General features: G+C 61.0%; 12 protein-coding genes and 1 riboswitch. Of the genes, 6 read left to right on the top strand and 6 right to left on the bottom strand.

Features of this window, described 5'->3' with window-relative positions; genetic code table 11:
• The first annotated feature begins 22 nt into the window (after positions 1 to 22).
• From FGZ14_RS07585 to FGZ14_RS07570, 4 genes are all read left to right on the top strand, one after another.
• On the top strand, positions 23 to 1,186 hold the full coding sequence (locus FGZ14_RS07585) for a DegT/DnrJ/EryC1/StrS aminotransferase family protein (protein ID WP_257883372.1): 1,164 nt from the start codon (positions 23 to 25) through the stop codon (positions 1,184 to 1,186).
• Between the two features lie 78 nt (positions 1,187 to 1,264).
• Positions 1,265 to 2,074, top strand: a complete 810-nt coding sequence (locus FGZ14_RS07580; RefSeq protein WP_139922936.1) for a M48 family metalloprotease — start codon at positions 1,265 to 1,267, stop codon at positions 2,072 to 2,074.
• 152 nt (positions 2,075 to 2,226) lie between these two features.
• Positions 2,227 to 3,231 carry a Gfo/Idh/MocA family protein gene (locus FGZ14_RS07575; RefSeq protein ID WP_139922933.1) on the top strand — a complete coding sequence of 335 codons (1,005 nt, stop codon included), beginning with the start codon at positions 2,227 to 2,229 and terminating at the stop codon, positions 3,229 to 3,231.
• A 228-nt stretch (positions 3,232 to 3,459) separates the two neighbouring features.
• The gene (locus FGZ14_RS07570; RefSeq protein WP_139922932.1) at positions 3,460 to 4,215 is read left to right on the top strand and encodes an EcsC family protein; all 756 of its coding nucleotides are present in this window, start codon (positions 3,460 to 3,462) and stop codon (positions 4,213 to 4,215) included.
• 93 nt (positions 4,216 to 4,308) lie between these two features.
• On the opposite strand, the gene FGZ14_RS07565 is transcribed toward FGZ14_RS07570, so the two are convergent.
• On the bottom strand, positions 4,309 to 4,740 hold the full coding sequence (locus FGZ14_RS07565; protein WP_139922930.1) for a hypothetical protein: 432 nt from the start codon (positions 4,738 to 4,740) through the stop codon (positions 4,309 to 4,311).
• Between the two features lie 379 nt (positions 4,741 to 5,119).
• A riboswitch (SAM riboswitch) is annotated at positions 5,120 to 5,212 on the top strand.
• Between the two features lie 357 nt (positions 5,213 to 5,569).
• On the opposite strand from FGZ14_RS07565, the gene FGZ14_RS07560 reads away from it, so the two are divergent.
• A complete protein-coding gene (locus FGZ14_RS07560; protein ID WP_139922927.1) occupies positions 5,570 to 7,027 on the top strand; it encodes an amino acid permease in 1,458 nt (485 codons plus the stop codon).
• 364 nt (positions 7,028 to 7,391) lie between these two features.
• Positions 7,392 to 7,979, top strand: coding sequence for a CPBP family intramembrane glutamic endopeptidase (locus FGZ14_RS07555; protein WP_180754528.1), 588 nt, complete (start codon positions 7,392 to 7,394; stop codon positions 7,977 to 7,979).
• Positions 7,980 to 8,067: 88 nt separating this feature from the next.
• Here FGZ14_RS07555 and FGZ14_RS22235 read toward each other — a convergent pair whose 3' ends face one another.
• The 5 genes from FGZ14_RS22235 to FGZ14_RS07530 all read right to left on the bottom strand — a co-directional run bounded on the left by FGZ14_RS22235 (position 8,068) and on the right by FGZ14_RS07530 (position 17,544).
• Positions 8,068 to 9,576, bottom strand: a complete 1,509-nt coding sequence (locus tag FGZ14_RS22235; RefSeq protein WP_139922923.1) for a TSUP family transporter — start codon at positions 9,574 to 9,576, stop codon at positions 8,068 to 8,070.
• A gap of 110 nt (positions 9,577 to 9,686) precedes the next feature.
• Positions 9,687 to 11,393: an NADPH-dependent assimilatory sulfite reductase hemoprotein subunit gene (locus FGZ14_RS07545; protein ID WP_139922921.1), complete on the bottom strand. Its 1,707-nt coding sequence runs from the start codon at positions 11,391 to 11,393 to the stop codon at positions 9,687 to 9,689.
• Positions 11,394 to 11,397: 4 nt separating this feature from the next.
• Positions 11,398 to 12,171, bottom strand: coding sequence for a DUF2490 domain-containing protein (locus FGZ14_RS07540; protein ID WP_139922919.1), 774 nt, complete (start codon positions 12,169 to 12,171; stop codon positions 11,398 to 11,400).
• A 168-nt stretch (positions 12,172 to 12,339) separates the two neighbouring features.
• Complete coding sequence (locus FGZ14_RS07535; protein WP_139922917.1) at positions 12,340 to 15,267, bottom strand: TonB-dependent receptor; 2,928 nt, start codon at positions 15,265 to 15,267, stop codon at positions 12,340 to 12,342.
• 420 nt (positions 15,268 to 15,687) lie between these two features.
• Positions 15,688 to 17,544, bottom strand: a complete 1,857-nt coding sequence (locus FGZ14_RS07530) for an assimilatory sulfite reductase (NADPH) flavoprotein subunit (RefSeq protein ID WP_139922915.1) — start codon at positions 17,542 to 17,544, stop codon at positions 15,688 to 15,690.
• Between the last annotated feature and the right edge of the window lie 6 nt (positions 17,545 to 17,550).

Raw genomic sequence — 17,550 nt, 5'->3', positions numbered from 1 at the left:
CTTCTACGCCAAGCCATTTTTCGTGTCGCTACCTTCCGTTTCGCGCCTTCCTATTCAGATGCTGGATCTGGCCGCCCAGCACGCCCCCCTTCAGGCTGAGCTACAGGTAGCCCTAGCCGATACCCTCCGGGAAGCTGCTTTCATTCAGGGGCCCGCCGTGGCGACCTTTGCCCAGGAGCTGGGCGCCTACCTCGGCGGGGCTGAGGTAGTGCCCTGCGCTAACGGCACCGATGCCCTCCAGCTGGCCCTGATGAGCCTGCAGCTGCCCGCGGGCGCCGAGGTGATTGTGCCGGCCTTCACGTACGTAGCCACCCTGGAGGCCGCCGCCGTGCTGGGGCTGCGTCCGGTTCCGGCCGATGTGCTGCCTGGTACGTTTAACCTCGACCCCGCCGCCGTGGCAGCGGCACTTTCTCCGCGCACCGGGGCCATCGTGGCCGTGCACCTGTTCGGGCAGTGTGCCGATCTGGAGGCCCTACGGACCCTTGCCGACCAGCAGGGGGTAGCCCTGATTGAAGACAACGCCCAGGCCATTGGGGCGCGGTTTACTACCCGCCAGGGCGCAACATGGTGGGCGGGCACGGTGGGGGAGGTGGGTACCACCTCGTTTTTTCCCAGCAAAAACCTCGGTGGCTTTGGCGACGGGGGCGCCCTGCTGACCCAGGATGCCCGGCGCGCCGCTACCCTCCGCCAACTGGCCAACCACGGCCAAACCCGCAAGTATCACCACGAGCACATCGGTCTTAACTCCCGCCTCGATACCCTGCAGGCAGCCCTGCTCCGGGTGAAGCTCCGCTACCTGCCCGAGTGGACTGCCGCCCGTCAGCGCGTAGCAGCCCAGTACGATGCTGCCCTGGCCGCCGTGCCCGGCGTGCAGGTGCCGGCCCGGGACCCGCGCAGCACGCATGTGTTTCATCAGTACACGGTTACGGTGGTCGATGAGCCCGGCCGCCGCGACGCCCTGCAGCAGTACCTGGCCGCTCGTGGGGTACCCAGCACCGTGTACTACCCTCTGCCCGTACACGCCCAGCCGGCCTATGCCTACCTGGGCTACCAGCCCGGCCGGTTTCCGGTGGCTGAGCGCCTGTGCCGTACGGTATTATCTCTGCCCATTCATCCTACCCTGGCCCCCGAGCAGGTGGCCTACGTGGCAGCCGTGGTGCGGGAGTGGGCCCAAGGTGCGGGCTAAGGCCGGGTTGGCCTGATGCTGGCACTGTTTTTTCTTTTCTGCGTAGTAGTTCTTCTATTCCGTTTCCCCTCTTTTACCATGCGTCGTACCTTCCTGACCATTCTCCTTCCGCTGGCCGCAGTGGCCGGCCTGACCACAGCGGCCGTGAACAAGCCGGCCCAGGGCCTGAACCTGTTCTCCATCAACCAGGATATTGCCCTGGGAGCTCAGGTAGCCAAACAAACCGACTCGCTCTACCGCGCCAAGGGCCAGCTGCTGGAACGCTCCCGCAACCCCCGGGCTTATCAGCTGCTCGATGGGGTAGTAAAACGCGTGCTCGACAATGGCAATATCAAGTACCGCACCCAGTTTCCGTGGGATGTGCAGATCATTAAAGACGACCAGACCCAGAACGCCTTTGCTACCCCCGGCGGCCACATTTACGTGTTTTCGGGGCTGATCAAGTTTCTGGATAATGAAAACCAGCTGGCCGGGGTGCTGGGCCACGAAATTGCCCACGCCGACCGCCGCCACAGCACCCAGCAGCTGCAGCAGCAATATGGTACCAGTCTGTTGCTGGGCCTGCTGCTAGGCAACCGCTCCTCCAACCAGCTGGTGCAGATTGCAGCCGGCCTGGGGCAGCTCAAGTTCAGCCGCGGCTTTGAAACCGAAGCCGATAAGTATTCTACTATTTACCTGAACGGCACCCGCTACTACTCCTGCGACGGGGCCGCCGGCTTCTTCATCAAAGCCGAAAAGCAGGGTGCGGCGGGCACCCCCGAGTTTCTGAGCACCCACCCCAACCCCGGCTCCCGCATCCAGAACATTCAGCGCAGCGCCCAGCAGTTGGGCTGCACGGGTAAGAGCGTCAGCAACAACAATTTCAATGAGCTGAAGCGGTTGCTGTAAGCTGCCCAGGCGGTCCTGCTCCGAAGGAAACAAAGCCCAAAGAAACCAGAAATGGTACTTCGGGCTTTGTTTTGCCCGAAATAAACGCCGTTTTTTCGCAGCTTGCGGCCGTGTTATCCCAAGTAGTATCTGAGTCTGGCGGCGCTGGGGCCGTGCGGTTTGTAATTTGTGGCGTGGGCCACATCGGGCGGCGGCATGCGGCACTGGTGGCCCGGCACGCTCGCGCGCAGCTAGTAGCCCTGGTTGATACGTGCGCGGCGCTGGCTCCCGAGTTGGCCTTGGAGTTTCCGGGCGTGCCCTTCTATTCTTCCCTTGAAGCCTATTTCGCCGCTGAGCTTCAGGCCGATGTGCTGACTATAGCTACACCAAATGACCAGCATGCGCCCCAGGCTATAGCTGGCCTGCGCCACGGCCTTCATGTGGTTATTGAGAAGCCCATTGCCCTGCGCACGGCCGATGCGGAGGCCATTGTGCGTATGGCTGCGCAAACCGGCCGCCTGGCGTTTGGGGTGATGCAGAACCGGTATTCGCCCCCGGCCACCTGGCTAAAGCAAGTGTATGAGGAAGGCCGTCTGGGTCCGGTGTACCTGGTGCAGCTGAACTGCTTCTGGAACCGCGACGCCCGTTACTACCGCCCCGGCGGCTGGCGTGGCACCCAGGCCCAGGATGGCGGTACCCTCTTCACCCAGTTCAGCCACTTCGTGGACCTGCTTTACTGGGTATTCGGCGACGTAACCAATATTTCGGCCCGTTTCCGCAACTTCAACCACCAGGGCCTCACCGATTTTGAGGATAGCGGGCTGGTAACCTTTGACCTTGTGCGCGGAGGTAGCGGTACGCTGCAGTACAGCACCGCCGTGTGGGACCGGAACCTGGAAAGCTCCCTGACGGTAGTGGCCGAGCACGGCAGTCTGCGCATTGGGGGGCAGTACCTGGATAAGGTAGAGTACTGCCATCTGCGCGACTACCAGCTACCCCCACTGCCGCCCACCAACCCCGCCAACAGCTACGGCGCCTACCAGGGCAGTGCCGCCAACCACGTGCAGGTTATCGAAAACGTAATAGATACCCTGCGCAACGGCGCCCACGCCACTACCAATGCCCTGGAAGGACTGAAAGTGGTTGAGATAATCGAGCGAGTATATAGCCTGCGGTAGGCGCTGCTTCCGATGGCCTCTTCCGGAGCCCTGTAGCCTCCAGTGTAGGAAATAGTGGTGCCGGGCACATGCACCGGCTGACATTCCGCTTTCAGATACAGAAAATCCTGGGTGAGTTCCGGGGTTAGGCCGGCGGCAGGGGGTAGGGCCGGGCTTTCAGAAACGCCCGCTGAACCTCACCGTACGCCCCCGGATCTTCGTACTATTGCCCGGCCCTTGCCCCAACCCATGGAAGCACAACCCCTCGCTGAGCTGCGCTCCTGGCAGCACCGGATGCAGCAGAAACCTACCCTGTTAGGGCGGGTAACCCGGCGGCTGCAAGCCCGTCTGAACGCCCTGCTACCCGAAAAAGTACACACGGCCATAACCGCCGCCATCAAGCAAATGGTGCGCGGTGTGCTGTTTGGCTCCCGGCATCTTACCCGGCGCCCCCAGGTTGGCGTAAGCCTTTCGGAGCGTGAGGTGGCCGTGAAAAGCACGCTGCGCTACTACCGCAACACGGCAGCCGCCGAAGGCGCGGTGACCGGAGCCGGTGGCTTTCTGCTGGGCCTCGCCGATTTTCCGCTGCTACTGGGCCTGAAGCTCAAATTTCTGTTTGATGTAGCCGCTCTCTACGGGCACGATGTGCAGGATTACACCGAGCGCCTGTTTCTGCTTCACATCTTTCAGCTGGCCTTCAGTAGCCAGCACACCCGCAACGAAATATACCAGCGGGTGGCTACCTGGGACACCTACCGCCATACCCTGCCCCCCGACGTGCAGGAGTTTGACTGGCGCACGTTTCAGCAGGAGTACCGCGACTACATTGACCTGGCCAAAATGGCCCAGTTGGTGCCCGTTATCGGGGCGGCAGTAGGGGCCGTAGCCAATTACCGTCTGCTGGAGCAGCTCGGCGAGACGGCCATGAACTGCTATCGGCTGCGGTGGCTCAGGGCCGAGCAGCAAGCCAGTGCCCTGGCCTCAGGAGTGGAGCCGGGAGAGTAGTGACGGGGCTTAGCGCGACCTAGGCGGACAGCAAAACGCCCCGATACAGCACGGTACCGGGGCGTTTGGGCGTGGGGTAGTCAGGAAACCAGATTAGCTCTTTGCCTGGCGCTGGCCCTGGTGGGCTTTGCGCTTGGCCTGCTTTTCGGCCTGCAGCTGAGCGTATTTCGTGTACTGCTCGGCGCTCAGGATTTGCTTAAGCTGGGCTTCGTAGCGGTCCTTGCTCGCTTTCATGGCCTGATGACGCTGCTTTTTATCGGCGGCGGTAGCAACCTGGGTGCGTTTGGCCTGCAGCTCCTGGAAGCGGGCCAGGTTCAGCTGGCGCACCTGCTCGGTCTGAGCGGCCGAGAGGCTTAGCTTCTTGGCCAGACTTTGGGCGGCGTGGTCGGCGCGCTGCTCGGGCGTTTTGGCGGGCTTGTTGCCCTTCTGATGCTGCCCGTACGCGGCTTTTGCAGGCGTAGTCTGGGCCGAAACGGCGGCTGCTGAAAGAGAGAAGGCGGCGAGAAGAACGAGAATCTTTTTCATGGCTATGTTGGAAGAGTTAAATTCAGGAAAGGAAGCGCTTAGTGGTAGCAGCCAGGCTGCGAGCTTCTGTATGGGTAATACCCAACTCAAATGCCAACTTTGGCTAAACCACCGGCTGAAGGGCCTCTGAAAATAATTAAATTTTCAGGTTAAACTTCGGGGCCTCAAACTAATCGGGGGTAGTAAAAGCTTGGCTACATGTTAGTTGCGAGAGTGGCTATGGCTTGTGAGTGTCCGGAAGCCGGACAAGGAGGGCGGGGCCGGCCGCGTAGGCACTGCCCGGAAAACCAGAGGAAACAGGCCGGCAGCTGAGCAGTTTGCAGCGGTGGATTTCCGGCCCTACCTTTGCCCCATCAATTCTTTCTAGCCCAAAGGATTGTTTTTATACAGAGGCGCTGAGAGACAGGCTCTAAGAAGCGTCGGCAACCATCCGCAACTGCTGGAACGGTGCCAATTCCTGACCATATAAAAACAACAAGCCGTGGACTTTTGCCCCTGCCGTAGTACCCCGTTCGTAGTTTTTGCTGCCAGCTTCCGTGTGGCCTCCTGGCGGGTGCCGGCGGATTCTTGGGGTGGCTGTTGTTGCGGCCGCGTATAGGTAGTGCGCCTGGGTAGGCACTCTGGCTGCTGCGGGCTTTGCTCTCGTTTTCTCTTTGCGGCGCGCACCCCATCTGGGAGTGAGCAGCTTGCTACTTTTTCCTCTTCTCCGAAGTAGCAGTTTGTTGTGCTACCCCCGCTCAGGGGCGGAAAGCACGCTGCCCCCAGGCGGGGGTAGTACAATGGCCGGGTTTTTTTCTTACCAGCCACCCCAGCGGTGGCACCTGTTTTTATGCTTAAAAAATCATTGGAACTGCTGCGGCAGGAAGCCGCGGCCACTGGGGCTGGCACCCTGAAACGAACCCTGAATGGCTTCAACCTGATTGCCATCGGCATTGGGGTGATTATCGGGGCGGGCCTGTTTTCGCTTACGGGTCTGGCCGCCGCCAACAATGCCGGCCCGGCCGTTACGCTCTCGTTTGTGGTGGCAGCCGTGGGCTGCGCCTTCTCGGCTCTGTGCTACGCCGAGTTTGCCGCCATGGTGCCCGTGGCCGGCTCGGCCTACACCTACGCCTACGCCACCATGGGGGAGCTGTTCGCCTGGATTATCGGCTGGGACCTGATTCTGGAGTATTCGGTGGGTGCGGCGGCCGTGTCCATCAGCTGGTCGCAGTACCTGGTGAAGTTTCTGAGCAAGTACAACCTGCACATTCCGCCCCAATTGGTTATGTCGCCGTTTGAAACGGCCACCCTGGCCGATGGCAGCGTGGTGCGCGGGCTGGTCAACATCCCGGCCATGCTCATTGTGCTGGGCATCACGCTCATTGTGGTACGCGGCACCAAAAGCTCAGCCTGGTTTAATGCCCTGGTCGTGAGCCTGAAGGTGTCGGTGGTGCTGGTGTTTATTGCCCTGGGCTGGCAGTACATCGACCCCGCCAACTACCAACCCTACATCCCAACCAATACGGGCGTGTTCGGGGAGTTTGGCTGGAGCGGTATTTTGCGCGGGGCGGGGGTAGTATTCTTCGTGTTCATTGGCTTTGATATTGTGGCTACTATGGCCCAGGAAACCAAGAACCCCCAGCGCAACATGCCCATCGGTATCATCGGCTCCCTGCTGGTGTGCACGGTGCTGTTCGTGCTGTTCGGCCACGTACTCACGGGCCTGGCCAACTACACCGAGTTCAAGAACAGTGCTGCCCCGGTGGCCATTGCCATCGAGAAAACGCCCTACGCCTGGCTGTCTTCGGCCGTAATTCTGGCTATCATCATCGGCTACACCTCCGTGATTCTGGTGGATTTGCTGGGTCAGACCCGCGTGTTCTTTGCCATGGCCAAGGACGGGCTGCTCCCACCCGTATTTGCCCGCGTGCACGAGCGGTTCGGGACGCCCCTGCAGTCGGGGCTGCTGCTGGGCCTGTTTATTGCCCTCTTCGCCGGGTTCGTTCCCATTGCAGTGGTAGGCGAAATGACGAGCATCGGCACCCTGCTGGCCTTCGTTATGGTGTGCCTGGGTGTGCTCATCATGCGCAAGAAAGAGCCTAACGCCCCGCGTGGCTTCCGCACGCCCCTGGTGCCGCTGGTGCCCATCCTGGGCATCCTGACCTGCCTGGTGATGATGGTGTCCTTGCCCTGGGAAACCTGGCTGCGCCTGGCCGTGTGGCTGGCTATCGGGCTGGCTATTTACTTCGGCTACGGCCGCAAGCATAGCAAGCTGGGGCAGGAGCAAGCCCGGCAGCCGGTAGCGTAACCTTTCTGGGTTTTGCTGGCGCTACCCCCGGTCCCTGCTTTAAGGGGCCGGGGGTATTTTCATAAATAAACCCTTTAGATTTACCTCCTGATATCTGTTACTTATTTATCCGTATTGCATGGAAACGCGTGCAAAATCAGGAATTGAGCCCGCCTCCGAAGTGGCGGAAGCTGCTTATCCTACCCTAAAAGAAAGCTGGGGCGCCCTGGGGTGGTTTCTGCTAATAATGGTACTCGCTGTAGTATCAGTCTTTCTTGTTTTCAACAAATTCCTTCATCATACATCAATTGTTGTCAGTGCCTTGGCAACTGCTTTGGGTGAATTAGTTACCATAGGATTTCTGCTCTGGCGCTACCGTCGGCGCTTGCCGCGACTACGACTGCTGGGCCGCGTTCCGGGGAGCGTGTATGCGCTGCTGCCGGCTATCGTGCTGGCGCAGGTGGTGCTCCGCTCCACGGTAAATTATTTGCACCTGCCCAACTGGGCGGCGGAAGCCTTCCTGCGTCTGGAGGGGCAGCCTGTGCTAGCCTTTGTGCTGCTCGTAATCAGCGCCCCTGTGCTGGAAGAAGTGTTGTTTCGGGGCATACTGCTTACCGGCTTGCTGCGTAATTACCGGCCCTGGGTGGCTATTGGGCAGTCGGCGCTGCTATTTGGTCTGTTTCACCTGAACCCTGTGCAAACAGTTTCGGCCGGGCTCATGGGGCTGCTGTTGGGCTGGCTGTATTACCGGACCCGTTCCTTACTGCTGACCATAGCCCTGCACGCGCTCAATAACCTGCTGGCCCTGCAGGCCAGCACGCACACGGCTACCAGCAAGCTAAATGGGGTAGAGGACCTGTTTACGTCTTCTTGGTACTACGTCGCCGCCGTGCTGCTCAGCGCCTTGGTTCTAGCCGTCATACTACGCCGCGTACACCAACGTACTGTGCCCGATCCAGCAGTTGTGATGTAGTGCATCAACCATCACGCAAAAGAAAGTCCTGCCAAACTACTTTGGCAGGACTTTCTTTTGCGGACTCTTACGCTAAATCATGATCATCCTACATAAACACCTTCCGCAAGGCCCATAAACTCCAGACGATTACCATCAGGCCCACGCCTACCAGCATCCAGCGCACCGGAATGCGGCCAGCCAGGCGGGCGGCAATGGGCGAAGCGGCCACGCCGCCCACAATCAGGCCCAGAATAATCTGCCAGTGCGAGATGCCCAGGGTGGCAAAAAACGTAACGGCGCTGGCAAACGTGACAAAAAACTCCGTGACGCTCACCGAGCCGATAACGTACTGCGGCGTGCGGCCCCCGGCAATGAGGGTGCTGGTTACCAGCGGCCCCCAGCCACCCCCGCCAAACGAATCGAGGAAGCCGCCGGCCGCGGCCAGCAGCCCCAGCTTCTTGTGCTTTTTGCGCGAGCCGGGTTTGGAAAAGGCCTTGGAAATGATGCGAATACCGAGCAGCAGCAGGTAGGCGGCCAGCAGGGGCTTGACGTAGCCGGCGTAGGTTTCGCCGAATTTTGAGAGCAGGTAGGCCCCGGTAACCGCGCCCAGCACCCCCGGAATCAGGAGCACCTTGAACAGGCGCTTGTTCACGTTGCCGAAGCGGTAGTGGTGGTAGCCCGAGGCCCCGCTGGCAAACATTTCGGCGGTATGGATGCTGGCACTCACGGCGGCCGGAGCAATGTTCAGGCTCATCAGGCTGATAGCCGTTACTACCCCGTAGCCCATGCCCAAGAGCCCATCAATCAGCTGCGCGCCAAAGCCGATGGCCACAAACAGCCAGAACATTTCGGCGTGGGTAGCCGCGCTCCACACTTGCTCCAGAGTAAAGTAGTAGGAGAGAATGTTGAACACGAGCATGACCGCAAAGGCAAGCAGAGAGGCCGTGGCAATGCGACGCCACCGCGCCGCCGCCGGCGACTCGTAGGCCGGGCCGCCGGTCAGCTCAGCCGTCACGGCGTTCAACGACTTCACCTTGTGAGCAAAGTCGCCGCCGACTTTGTCCCGGATGACAGACATGCGCTGCAGCACGTCGTGCAGCTCATCGGGCAGGGCCTGGGTGAGCATTTCGCGCAGGCGCTTGGCAATGGTCGGCGACTTGCCGTTGGTGCTGATGGCAATTTTTAGGTCGCCTTTCTGCACAATGGAGCCCAGGTAAAAGTCGCAGGCTTCGGGCGTATCGGCCACGTTGCAGAGCAGGCGCTGGCGCGTGGCATCGGCCTTGATGCGCAGGTTCAGGGCTTTGTCGTTGGTAGCCACAATTACCAGGTCGTGGCCCACGAGGTCGGTGGTTTGGTAGGGCTGCTCGCGCAGCTGCACGCTCGGATGGCGGGCGGCCAGGGCTTTCAGCTCCGCCGAAAACCAGGTGGCTACCACCGTTACGGCCGCAGCCGGGCTGTTGGCCAGCAGGGCCGCGAGCTTCTCGTGGCCCACGTAGCCCCCGCCTACCAGCAGCACGTGCAGCTGCTCCAGCTTCAGAAACACAGGAAACAGCCGGTTGCTATTGGGCTGCGGCGGCGGTTCCGGCTGAAGAAGTTCGTTGGAAGAAAGAGGCATGGGTTGGTGTTGGTTGGAAGGGTAGGGGGCGGATAGGAGTAGAACGTTATGCAGAGGCACGGGCGAGATGCTTCGACGGCACTGCATGACGTTTCCCTAAACTAACCGTATTACACGTGGAAATTCAGGCCTTCGGTGGTGGCTTGAACGTAGCCCTGGCGAATCACGAAGTCGCCGAAGCGCTCCTGGGGCTGGCGGTTTTGGGCGTAGTCGGCGAAAAGGGGCGTAAGCTCCGCCACGATGCCGTCTTCGTCCAACATTTCTTTGTAGAGCTTGTTCATCCGCTCCCCGTTGAAAGCGGCGCCGAGGTACAGATTGTAGCGGCCCACCGCCCGCCCAACCAGCCCGATTTCTCCCAGGTAGGGCCGGGCGCAGCCGTTGGGGCAGCCCGTCATCCGGATCAGGATGTCGTCGTGGGTGAGGTTATGAGCCGCCAGCGCAGGCTCCAATCTATCAATAAGTTGTGGAATGTAGCGTTCAGCTTCGGCAAAAGCCAGGGAGCAAGTATTCAGGGCCACGCAGGCCAAAGCCCCCCGCCGCAGCCCCGAAGTGGTTTCTACAGCTACCCCATGCTGGGCCAGAATCGTCTCGATGGTGAGGCGGTCTTCGGGCGCTACATTAGCTATAATCAGGTTTTGGTTGCCGGTCAGGCGGAAGTCGCCGGTATGGAAAGCTGCAATTTCGCGCAGGGCGGTTTTGAGTTGGCTGCCAGGCCGGTCGGCCACGCGGCCGCCCTCCACAAACAAGGTCAGGTGGTGGGCACCATCGGGGCCCTGGCTCCACCCGAAAGCGTCGCCGGAACTCTTGAACTCATAAGCCCGCCCGTGCTCCAGGGCAAAGCCCAGGCGGTTGTCCAGCTCGGCCTTGAACACATCCAGACCTACCCGGTCGATAGTGTATTTGAGGCGGCTGAACTTGCGGTTTTCGCGGTTGCCCCAGTCGCGCTGAATCGTGACTACCTTTTCGCATAGGTTTACTACCTCCTCAGTGGGCACAAACCCAATGAGACTGGCCAGGCGGGGGTAGGTTTCGGGCATGCCAAACGTCATGCCCATGCCACCGCCCACGGCCACGTTGAAGCCCAGCAGGCGGCTGTTTTCCTCAATGGCAATGAGGCCCAGGTCGTTGGCGAAGATATCGGTGTCGTTGTGGGGTGGCACGGCCAGGGCAATCTTGAACTTGCGGGGCAGGTAGGTTTTGCCGTAAATCGGCTCGGCATCTTCCTCGCCCTCGTTCGGTACGCTGCTGTACTTCGATTCCCCGTCTAGCCACAGCTCCCAGTAAGCCGAGGTGCGCGGAGTGAGGTGGGCGCTGATCTGCCGGGACACCTCGTACACTTCTTCGTGCACGCGGCTCTGGTGCGGATTGGGGTTGAACATCACGTTGCGGTTCACGTCGCCGCAGCCCGCAATGCTGTCCAGCAGGGCATCATTGAAGCCCTGAATGGTTTTTTTGAGGTTGCGCTTGAGCACGCCGTGCAGCTGGAAAGCCTGGCGAGTGGTGAGCTTGAGCGTGCCGTTGCCGTACTGGTCAGCTAGCTCGTCCATGCGCAACCACTGCTGAGGGTTAGCCACGCCGCCCGGTACCCGCACCCGAATCATGAGGGAGTAGAGCGGCTCTAGCTTCTGGCGCTTCCGCTCCGAGTCCAAGTCGCGGTCCGTTTGCTGGTAGGAGCCGTGGAATTTGATCAGGTGGGTATCGTCGGGGTAGAGGGCGCCGGTGATGGGGTTAACGAGGCTCTCGGCCAGGGTGCCACGCAGGTAGTTGCTGGCCTGCTTGACGTGCTCGACTTCGGACAGCTTTTGAATATCAGCCATGAGGTTAGGGGGCAGTAGTGGGGGTAGGCGGAACCGGCGGCGGGGTCGGCCTCAGATCGAAATTGTGGAAGTAAAACACCCGGATGGTGTGCTGATTGCGGTAGGTGCTACCCGTCGGCAACTGCTGAAACAGGTGCATGTAGCCCCCGTGCAGCTGAGCGTGCGGGTTGAGCTGATACACCAGGCCAGCAAACAGTCGGTTCTGGTCGAAGTAGTTGAGGCGAATCTCCTTGCCGAAATTCATCATCACCTCGTTGTTGAGCAGAAACTGCACACCGCCGGGGGCAAAGCCTTTTTTGGTCAGGGGCAGAAACAGCGCCGCGTTGTAGCGGGTGCGGTAGTTGAAGTTGAACTCGTCGGTGCGCTCGTTGCTTTGGATGGTGCGCCGGAACCGCTCTTCCAGCCGCACCCACTGCATGAGGCGGGCCTTCGGGAACTTGGTAAACCACTGCACCTGCTGCCAGGGCCGGTGCTCCGGCTGCCCGATGGTGCGGGCACCGTCGGGGAAGTGATGTACGTAGGCATAGCCCCCGGTCAGGCGCACGTCGTCGGTGAGGTAGTAGGTCAGGCCTACCCGCGCCACGGTCTGGAACAGGTCCTGCACGTAGTGGTCGTGGAGGCGCAGGTGCAGATCGGTCCAGGTGCCCCAGCGGTTCGAGAAGCGGGTTTGGTTGAACACGCCCAGCCAGGTTTGCTGCTCGCGCACGTACTGCTTCTGGGCCGTTGCATGCTGGCTCAGGAGCAGTAGGAAGCCAAGGGAGGAAAGCAGCCGTTTCATAACAAAGAAGCGTTTTTGGCACTAGCTCCCCCTCCTCATCTGAGGAGGGGTTGGGGTAGGTTGAAAGGTTAGAATTAGAAACTAGAGCTAGTATTCGTTCAACACTCCGGTCAACCACCCCCAGCCCCTCCTCATCTGAGGAGGGGAGCTAGCTTTCTAGCTTTAATTTTAGCGGAGCACCGTGTTGTCGAAGGTCAACGCCACGTAGTACAGCCCCCCGATAGTGGGGCCAGCGGCGTACTGGAAGTAGCGGTTGTTGAAGAGGTTGGCGCCGCCCACTTTGATAGTCGACTTCAGGCTGGGCACGCGCACGTTCACTTGGGCATCCACGGTTTGGTAGGCAGGCACGCGGCCATTGGCCAGGGGGCTTTCCCAGTAGAACGTGCTCTGGTGGCGCCATACCACGTTGAAGCCCACGTTGCGCACGATTTCGCGGTTGCCGAAGTTCACGTTGGTTACCCAATGCGGGGTGTTGAACCCGGTCACGAAGATGTCGGCCTCCTTGTTGTCGGATAGGGCGTTGTAGTTGACGTTGCCGCCTACCGTGAACTTCTGATAGAAGTTGTAAGTCAGGCCCAGCGTAGAGCCATAGCTGTGGTAGTTGTTGCGGGCGTTGGTGTACACGCGGTAGCGGTCCTGGCGGGCCGAGCGGTTGCTGTTGAGCGCGGCCAGCACGGCATCATCAGAGCCTACCGGTACCTGCTGGCCGCTGGCGTTCTTGGGTACGCTTACTTCCACCTGGCCCAGGAAGCCGGAGTAAATGTTGTAGTAGGCATCGGCATCAACGGACAAGCGGTTATCCAGCAGCACGCTGCGGTAGCCTACCTCGTAGGCGTTAATTTGCTCCGGCTGCTCGGTGGGCAGGTTGCCGACTTGCAGCAACCCCCGAATTTCCGGCCGCACCGCTGCCTGGGCCGCGGTACCACCGTTAGCCGACACGTAGGCATTCACGGCTGCGTTGAAGGTAGAAATGGAAGCCAGCGTGTAGGAGTTGTCGAGGTAATTCAGGCCTTCGTTCACGCGGGCTAGGCCACCTACCCGGCGCACGTTGCCGTTGTTCACGAAGGACAGGGCCTCGAACAGGGACGGGAAGCGCCAGCCGTTCTGGTAGGATGCGCGAAAGTTGTGCCGGGCCGCCAGGGTGTACACGGCCGCTACCCGCGGGTTCAGCTTGGGGTCAAACTCAGGGTTGTAGTCGAGTCGGAGGGAGGCGGTAAGCTTCAGGCGGTCCTGGAGCAGCAGCTTGGTGGCCTGCCCGAAGCCTCCGATTTTCTTGTAGTACTGGTTGTTGCCACCAGGCTGGGTGCGCTGGTCGAGCGGCCGGCCGAAATCCACGAAGTTGTTGCCGTCGGGTAGTACCTCGTAGAGGCGAGTATCGGCCCCCACCACCACGTCGGCAAACTTCACCCGCTCGCCCAGGTTCCAGAGCACGTCGGCGTGGTAGGTGCGGCTGCGCTGGGTAAGCGCGGCCCCGCCCGGAATGGGGGCACCCTTCACGTTCACGCCGCTGTCCCAGTTGTTGGTGTACACAATCTGGTTTTTGAGGGCGTCGAAAGCCTGAGTGCCGGGTACGGCGCGGCCGGCATCGGCGGCGGCGCGGGCCTGCTGCATGGCTGTGGCCAGGTCCACGCCCTGGTTTACCTGGGCTTGCAGGCTTTGCTGAAACTTGTCGCCCCAGCTGTTGCGCACGGTGGCACTGGCCGGCGAAAGGGCGGTAGCGCCGTTTTGCAGGTCCAGGTTCAGGGCCAAGGGGTTGAGGTTGTAGGAGTTGCCGGTGTTTTCTGCCAGCATATAGCCGCGGGCCGTGAAGTTCTGGCCGCGCAGCTCCAGCTTGTGGTTCTGCACCGTCACGCCATCCAGCTGAATCTTGTTGCCGCGCTGAAATACGCCATCCATGAGTCCAAACCGGTAGCCGTAGCTCAGCTCCAGCTTATCCGTGAGCTTGTAGTGCAGGCTGGCATCGGCCTTGATGTTGCGCACGATGGGGTTGGTGAGGTCCCGTTCGTAGTAACCGGTGCGCCGGATGTTAAAGGTTTCGGTGCGGCCCTTGTAGGTAATCGGGATGGACACGTTGCCGGCGTTGTCGTCGCCGTAGCGGTTCCAGAGGTCGGCGGCCGGGTTGTCGGCCCCGCTCAACTCTGGAAAGCGTGGGTTAGCCGAGCTTAGGTTCTGCGGGTTCTGGTCCGTTTGGGTGTTGGCCAGCCAGTCGGTGCCGCGCAGGTAGCTCAGGTTTACTTTGTAGGCCCAGCGCTGCGAGCTGCCCAACGCCTGCGCCCAGCGCACGGCTGTTTCGGTGAGCACACTTGGGTCCCGGTCCTTCCCATCGACGTGGTTCACGCCTACCTTCTGATACACGCTCAAGCCCTGGTAGCTGAAGGGGCTCTTGGTGGTGAGGTTGGCCATGCCGTTGATGGCATTCATGCCGTAGAGGGCCGAGGCCGCTCCGGGCGTAATCTCCACGCTGGCAATATCCAGCTCGGTGGGCCCAATGGCGTTGCCCAGCGGGACGCCAAGGGTAGCGGCCTGCATGTCCACGCCATCCACCAGCTGCATAAAGCGGAAGTTGTTCGGGATGTTGAAGCCGCGGGTATTGGGTACTTTGAAGGTAAGCGAGGAGGTAGTCATCTGCACACCCTTCACGTTTTCCAGGGCGTCGTAGAAGCTGGGCGCGGGCGTTTCCTTGATGGCCCGGATGTCCAGCTTCTCAATGGCCACCGGCGACTTCAGCCGGCTCTCCTCCACCCGCGAGGCCGACACCACCACCTCGTTCATCGCCACCGCCTTCGATTCCAGCTGCATGGCAATGGGCTGGCTGCCACTGGCAATTTCCAGCTCCCGGGCCTCGTAGCCGAGAATGTTAAATACCAGCGTAAACGGAAAGCGCAGCTTAGCCTTGAGGGCGAACTGCCCGTTACCGTCGCTGAGCGTGCCCGCCGAGCCGCCTTTCACGCTAATACTCACGCCCGGTAATGGCTCCTGGGTGCCTTTCTCCCGAACGGTACCGCTCACGGAAATTAACGCTTCTTGGGCGTGCAGGGAAGTAGTGCTAGCCAGCAATACAGCCGGCAGCAGAAGAGAAGCGTAGGAATGCTTCATGACAAATCAGATGAGGTTCTGGAAAGAAGGAGGGGTAGGGAGCAGGTCTGCGCTTGGAAAGAGCCTACTCAGGTAAAGGCCGCAAAAGGCACAAAAACGGGGGCACCCGCGTCAGGCCGCGCGGCAGCAGTTACCAGCTACAACATCGTCTTGGCAGAAGGAACATCATCAGATTGGGAGGAGAGGTAGGAAAAGTTAGAGTTAAGCTCCCCTCCTCAGATGGGAAGGAGTTGAGGGTGGTTGATGGGGTAGGGCAGTGTCTAGAACTAGTATCCCTTTCCTTGGAGAAAACGTTAGGGGGTAGGGCGGTGTCTAGAGCTACTAGGATGTTCAGACGCGCTGATCAACCACCCCCAACCCCTCCTCAGCTGAGGAGGGGAGCTAGGCTTTAGCTCTAGCATTCAGTGCGAGTTGGACAGGTCAGTACACGTCCTCGAGGTAGCGGCGCGATTTGCGGAGCTGCTTGAGGTAGTCGGCGGCGTAGGCATCGCCCTGGCCGCTTTCCTGAGCAATGACGGTGAGCAGGGCGCGCTGTACGTCGGCGGCCATGCGGTTTTTGTCGCCGCAGACGTAGAAGTGGGCCCCGTTTTCAAGCTGGGCGTAGAGGCGGCGGCTTTGCTGGAGCAGGCGGTGCTGGATGTATATTTTCTCTTCCTGGTCGCGGGAGAAGGCCACGTCGAGCTGGTGGAGGGTGCCGCGCTTGAGGTGTTGCAGCCACTCGGTTTGGTAGAGGAAGTCGGTGGTGAAGTGGGGGTTGCCGAACACCAGCCAGTTCTGGCCGGTAGCGCCGGTTTCGGCCCGCTCCTCCACGAAGGCCCGGAAGGGTGCCACGCCGGTGCCCGCGCCTACCATGATGATGTCGGTGCTCGGGTCCTGGGGGAGCTTGAAGTACTCGTTGCGGTCCACCCACACCCGGGCCGCGTCGCCGATGTGTAGGTGGTCAGCCTGGAAGCTGGAGCAGGCACCGTGCTTGGCGCGGCCGTTGGCTTGGTAGCGCACTGCCCCCACAGTCAGGTGTACTTCCTCGGGGTGAGCCAACAGGGAAGAGGCAATAGAATAAGCCCGGGCCGGCAAAGGCCGCAGCACCGCCGCCAACTGCTGCCCCGACAGTTCCACCGGAAACTCCTGAAGCAAATCGGCTACGTCGCGGCCATAGAGGTAGGTAGGAAGTTGAGCTTTGTCGGCTAGAATTTCGCGCAGCTTGGGGTGGTGCGGGGCTACGGCGGCGTAGCGCTCCAGCACGTCGCGGGTGACGACGGACAGCTCCAGCCGCTCGGTCAGGGCCGTGCTCAGGTCTAGTTCCTCGGCTTCGAGGCGCACGGGGTCCGCGGCGGCCAGGCGGGCAGCGTCCAGCACTTCCTGCACTAAACCGGGGCGGTTGCGGGGCTGCACCATCAGGGCGTCGCCAGCTTCGTATTGGATGCCCGAGTCGGCCAGGGAAAACTCTAAATGGTAGGTTTCCTTGGTAGAGCCACGGCCGTTGAGCTGAATTTTCTCCAGCAGCTCAGCCTCAAAGGGGTTACGGCTGCTGTATTCCACCCGTTCCTCCAACTCCACTTCCGCGCCACCCACAAGAGCTGTCAGCGCCACCGGCTTAACCTGGGCTGACACCACGCTGGCGGCTACCGGCGCAGGAGTTACTGCAGGCAAAGTAGCAGCGGCAATCAGCCCCAGCACTTGCCCGGCCCAGCGGCGAGCTTCGGCTTCGAACTCCACGTCGCAGTCCACGCGCTCCAGCAGGCGTTTGGCACCCAACTCGGCCAGGCGCTGGTCGAACTCAAAACCCGTCTGGCAGAACTGCAGGTAGCTTTTATCACCCAGAGCCAGCACTGCGAAACGTAGGTCGGGCAGCTTGGGGGCGCGGTTGCTCAGTAAGAACTGGTGCAGCTCCTCGGCCGCAATAGGTGGGTCGCCCTCGCCCTGGGTGCTCACCACCACCAATAGCTGCTGCTCGGTTTTGAGGTCCTTGGTGGGGTAGTCGTTCATGTCGCGCACGGTGGCTACCAGGCCGCGCTGCCGGGCGGCTTCAGCCGCAATACCCGCTGCCTTCTTGCTATTGCCGGTTTGAGAGCCGTACAGAATGGTGAGGCTGGGAGCTACGGACGTGGCAATCGGGGCGGTTGCCGCTGCCGGAATAGCGGCTTCCGGAGCAGCGTCCGAGCCAGCCCGACCGTAGAGGTAGCCACTCAGCCAAAGCAGTTGGCGGTCGGTGAGGCCGGCCGTCAGCTGCTGCAGCGTGGCTTCATCAAGGCCGATGGGAAGAGTGGGGGAAGACATGAGCGG

The organism is Hymenobacter sp. DG01, from assembly GCF_006352025.1.
GTDB lineage: Bacteria > Bacteroidota > Bacteroidia > Cytophagales > Hymenobacteraceae > Hymenobacter.
Note: the sequence above shows the minus strand (reverse complement) of the source record. Positions and strands in the feature narration are given on the sequence as shown.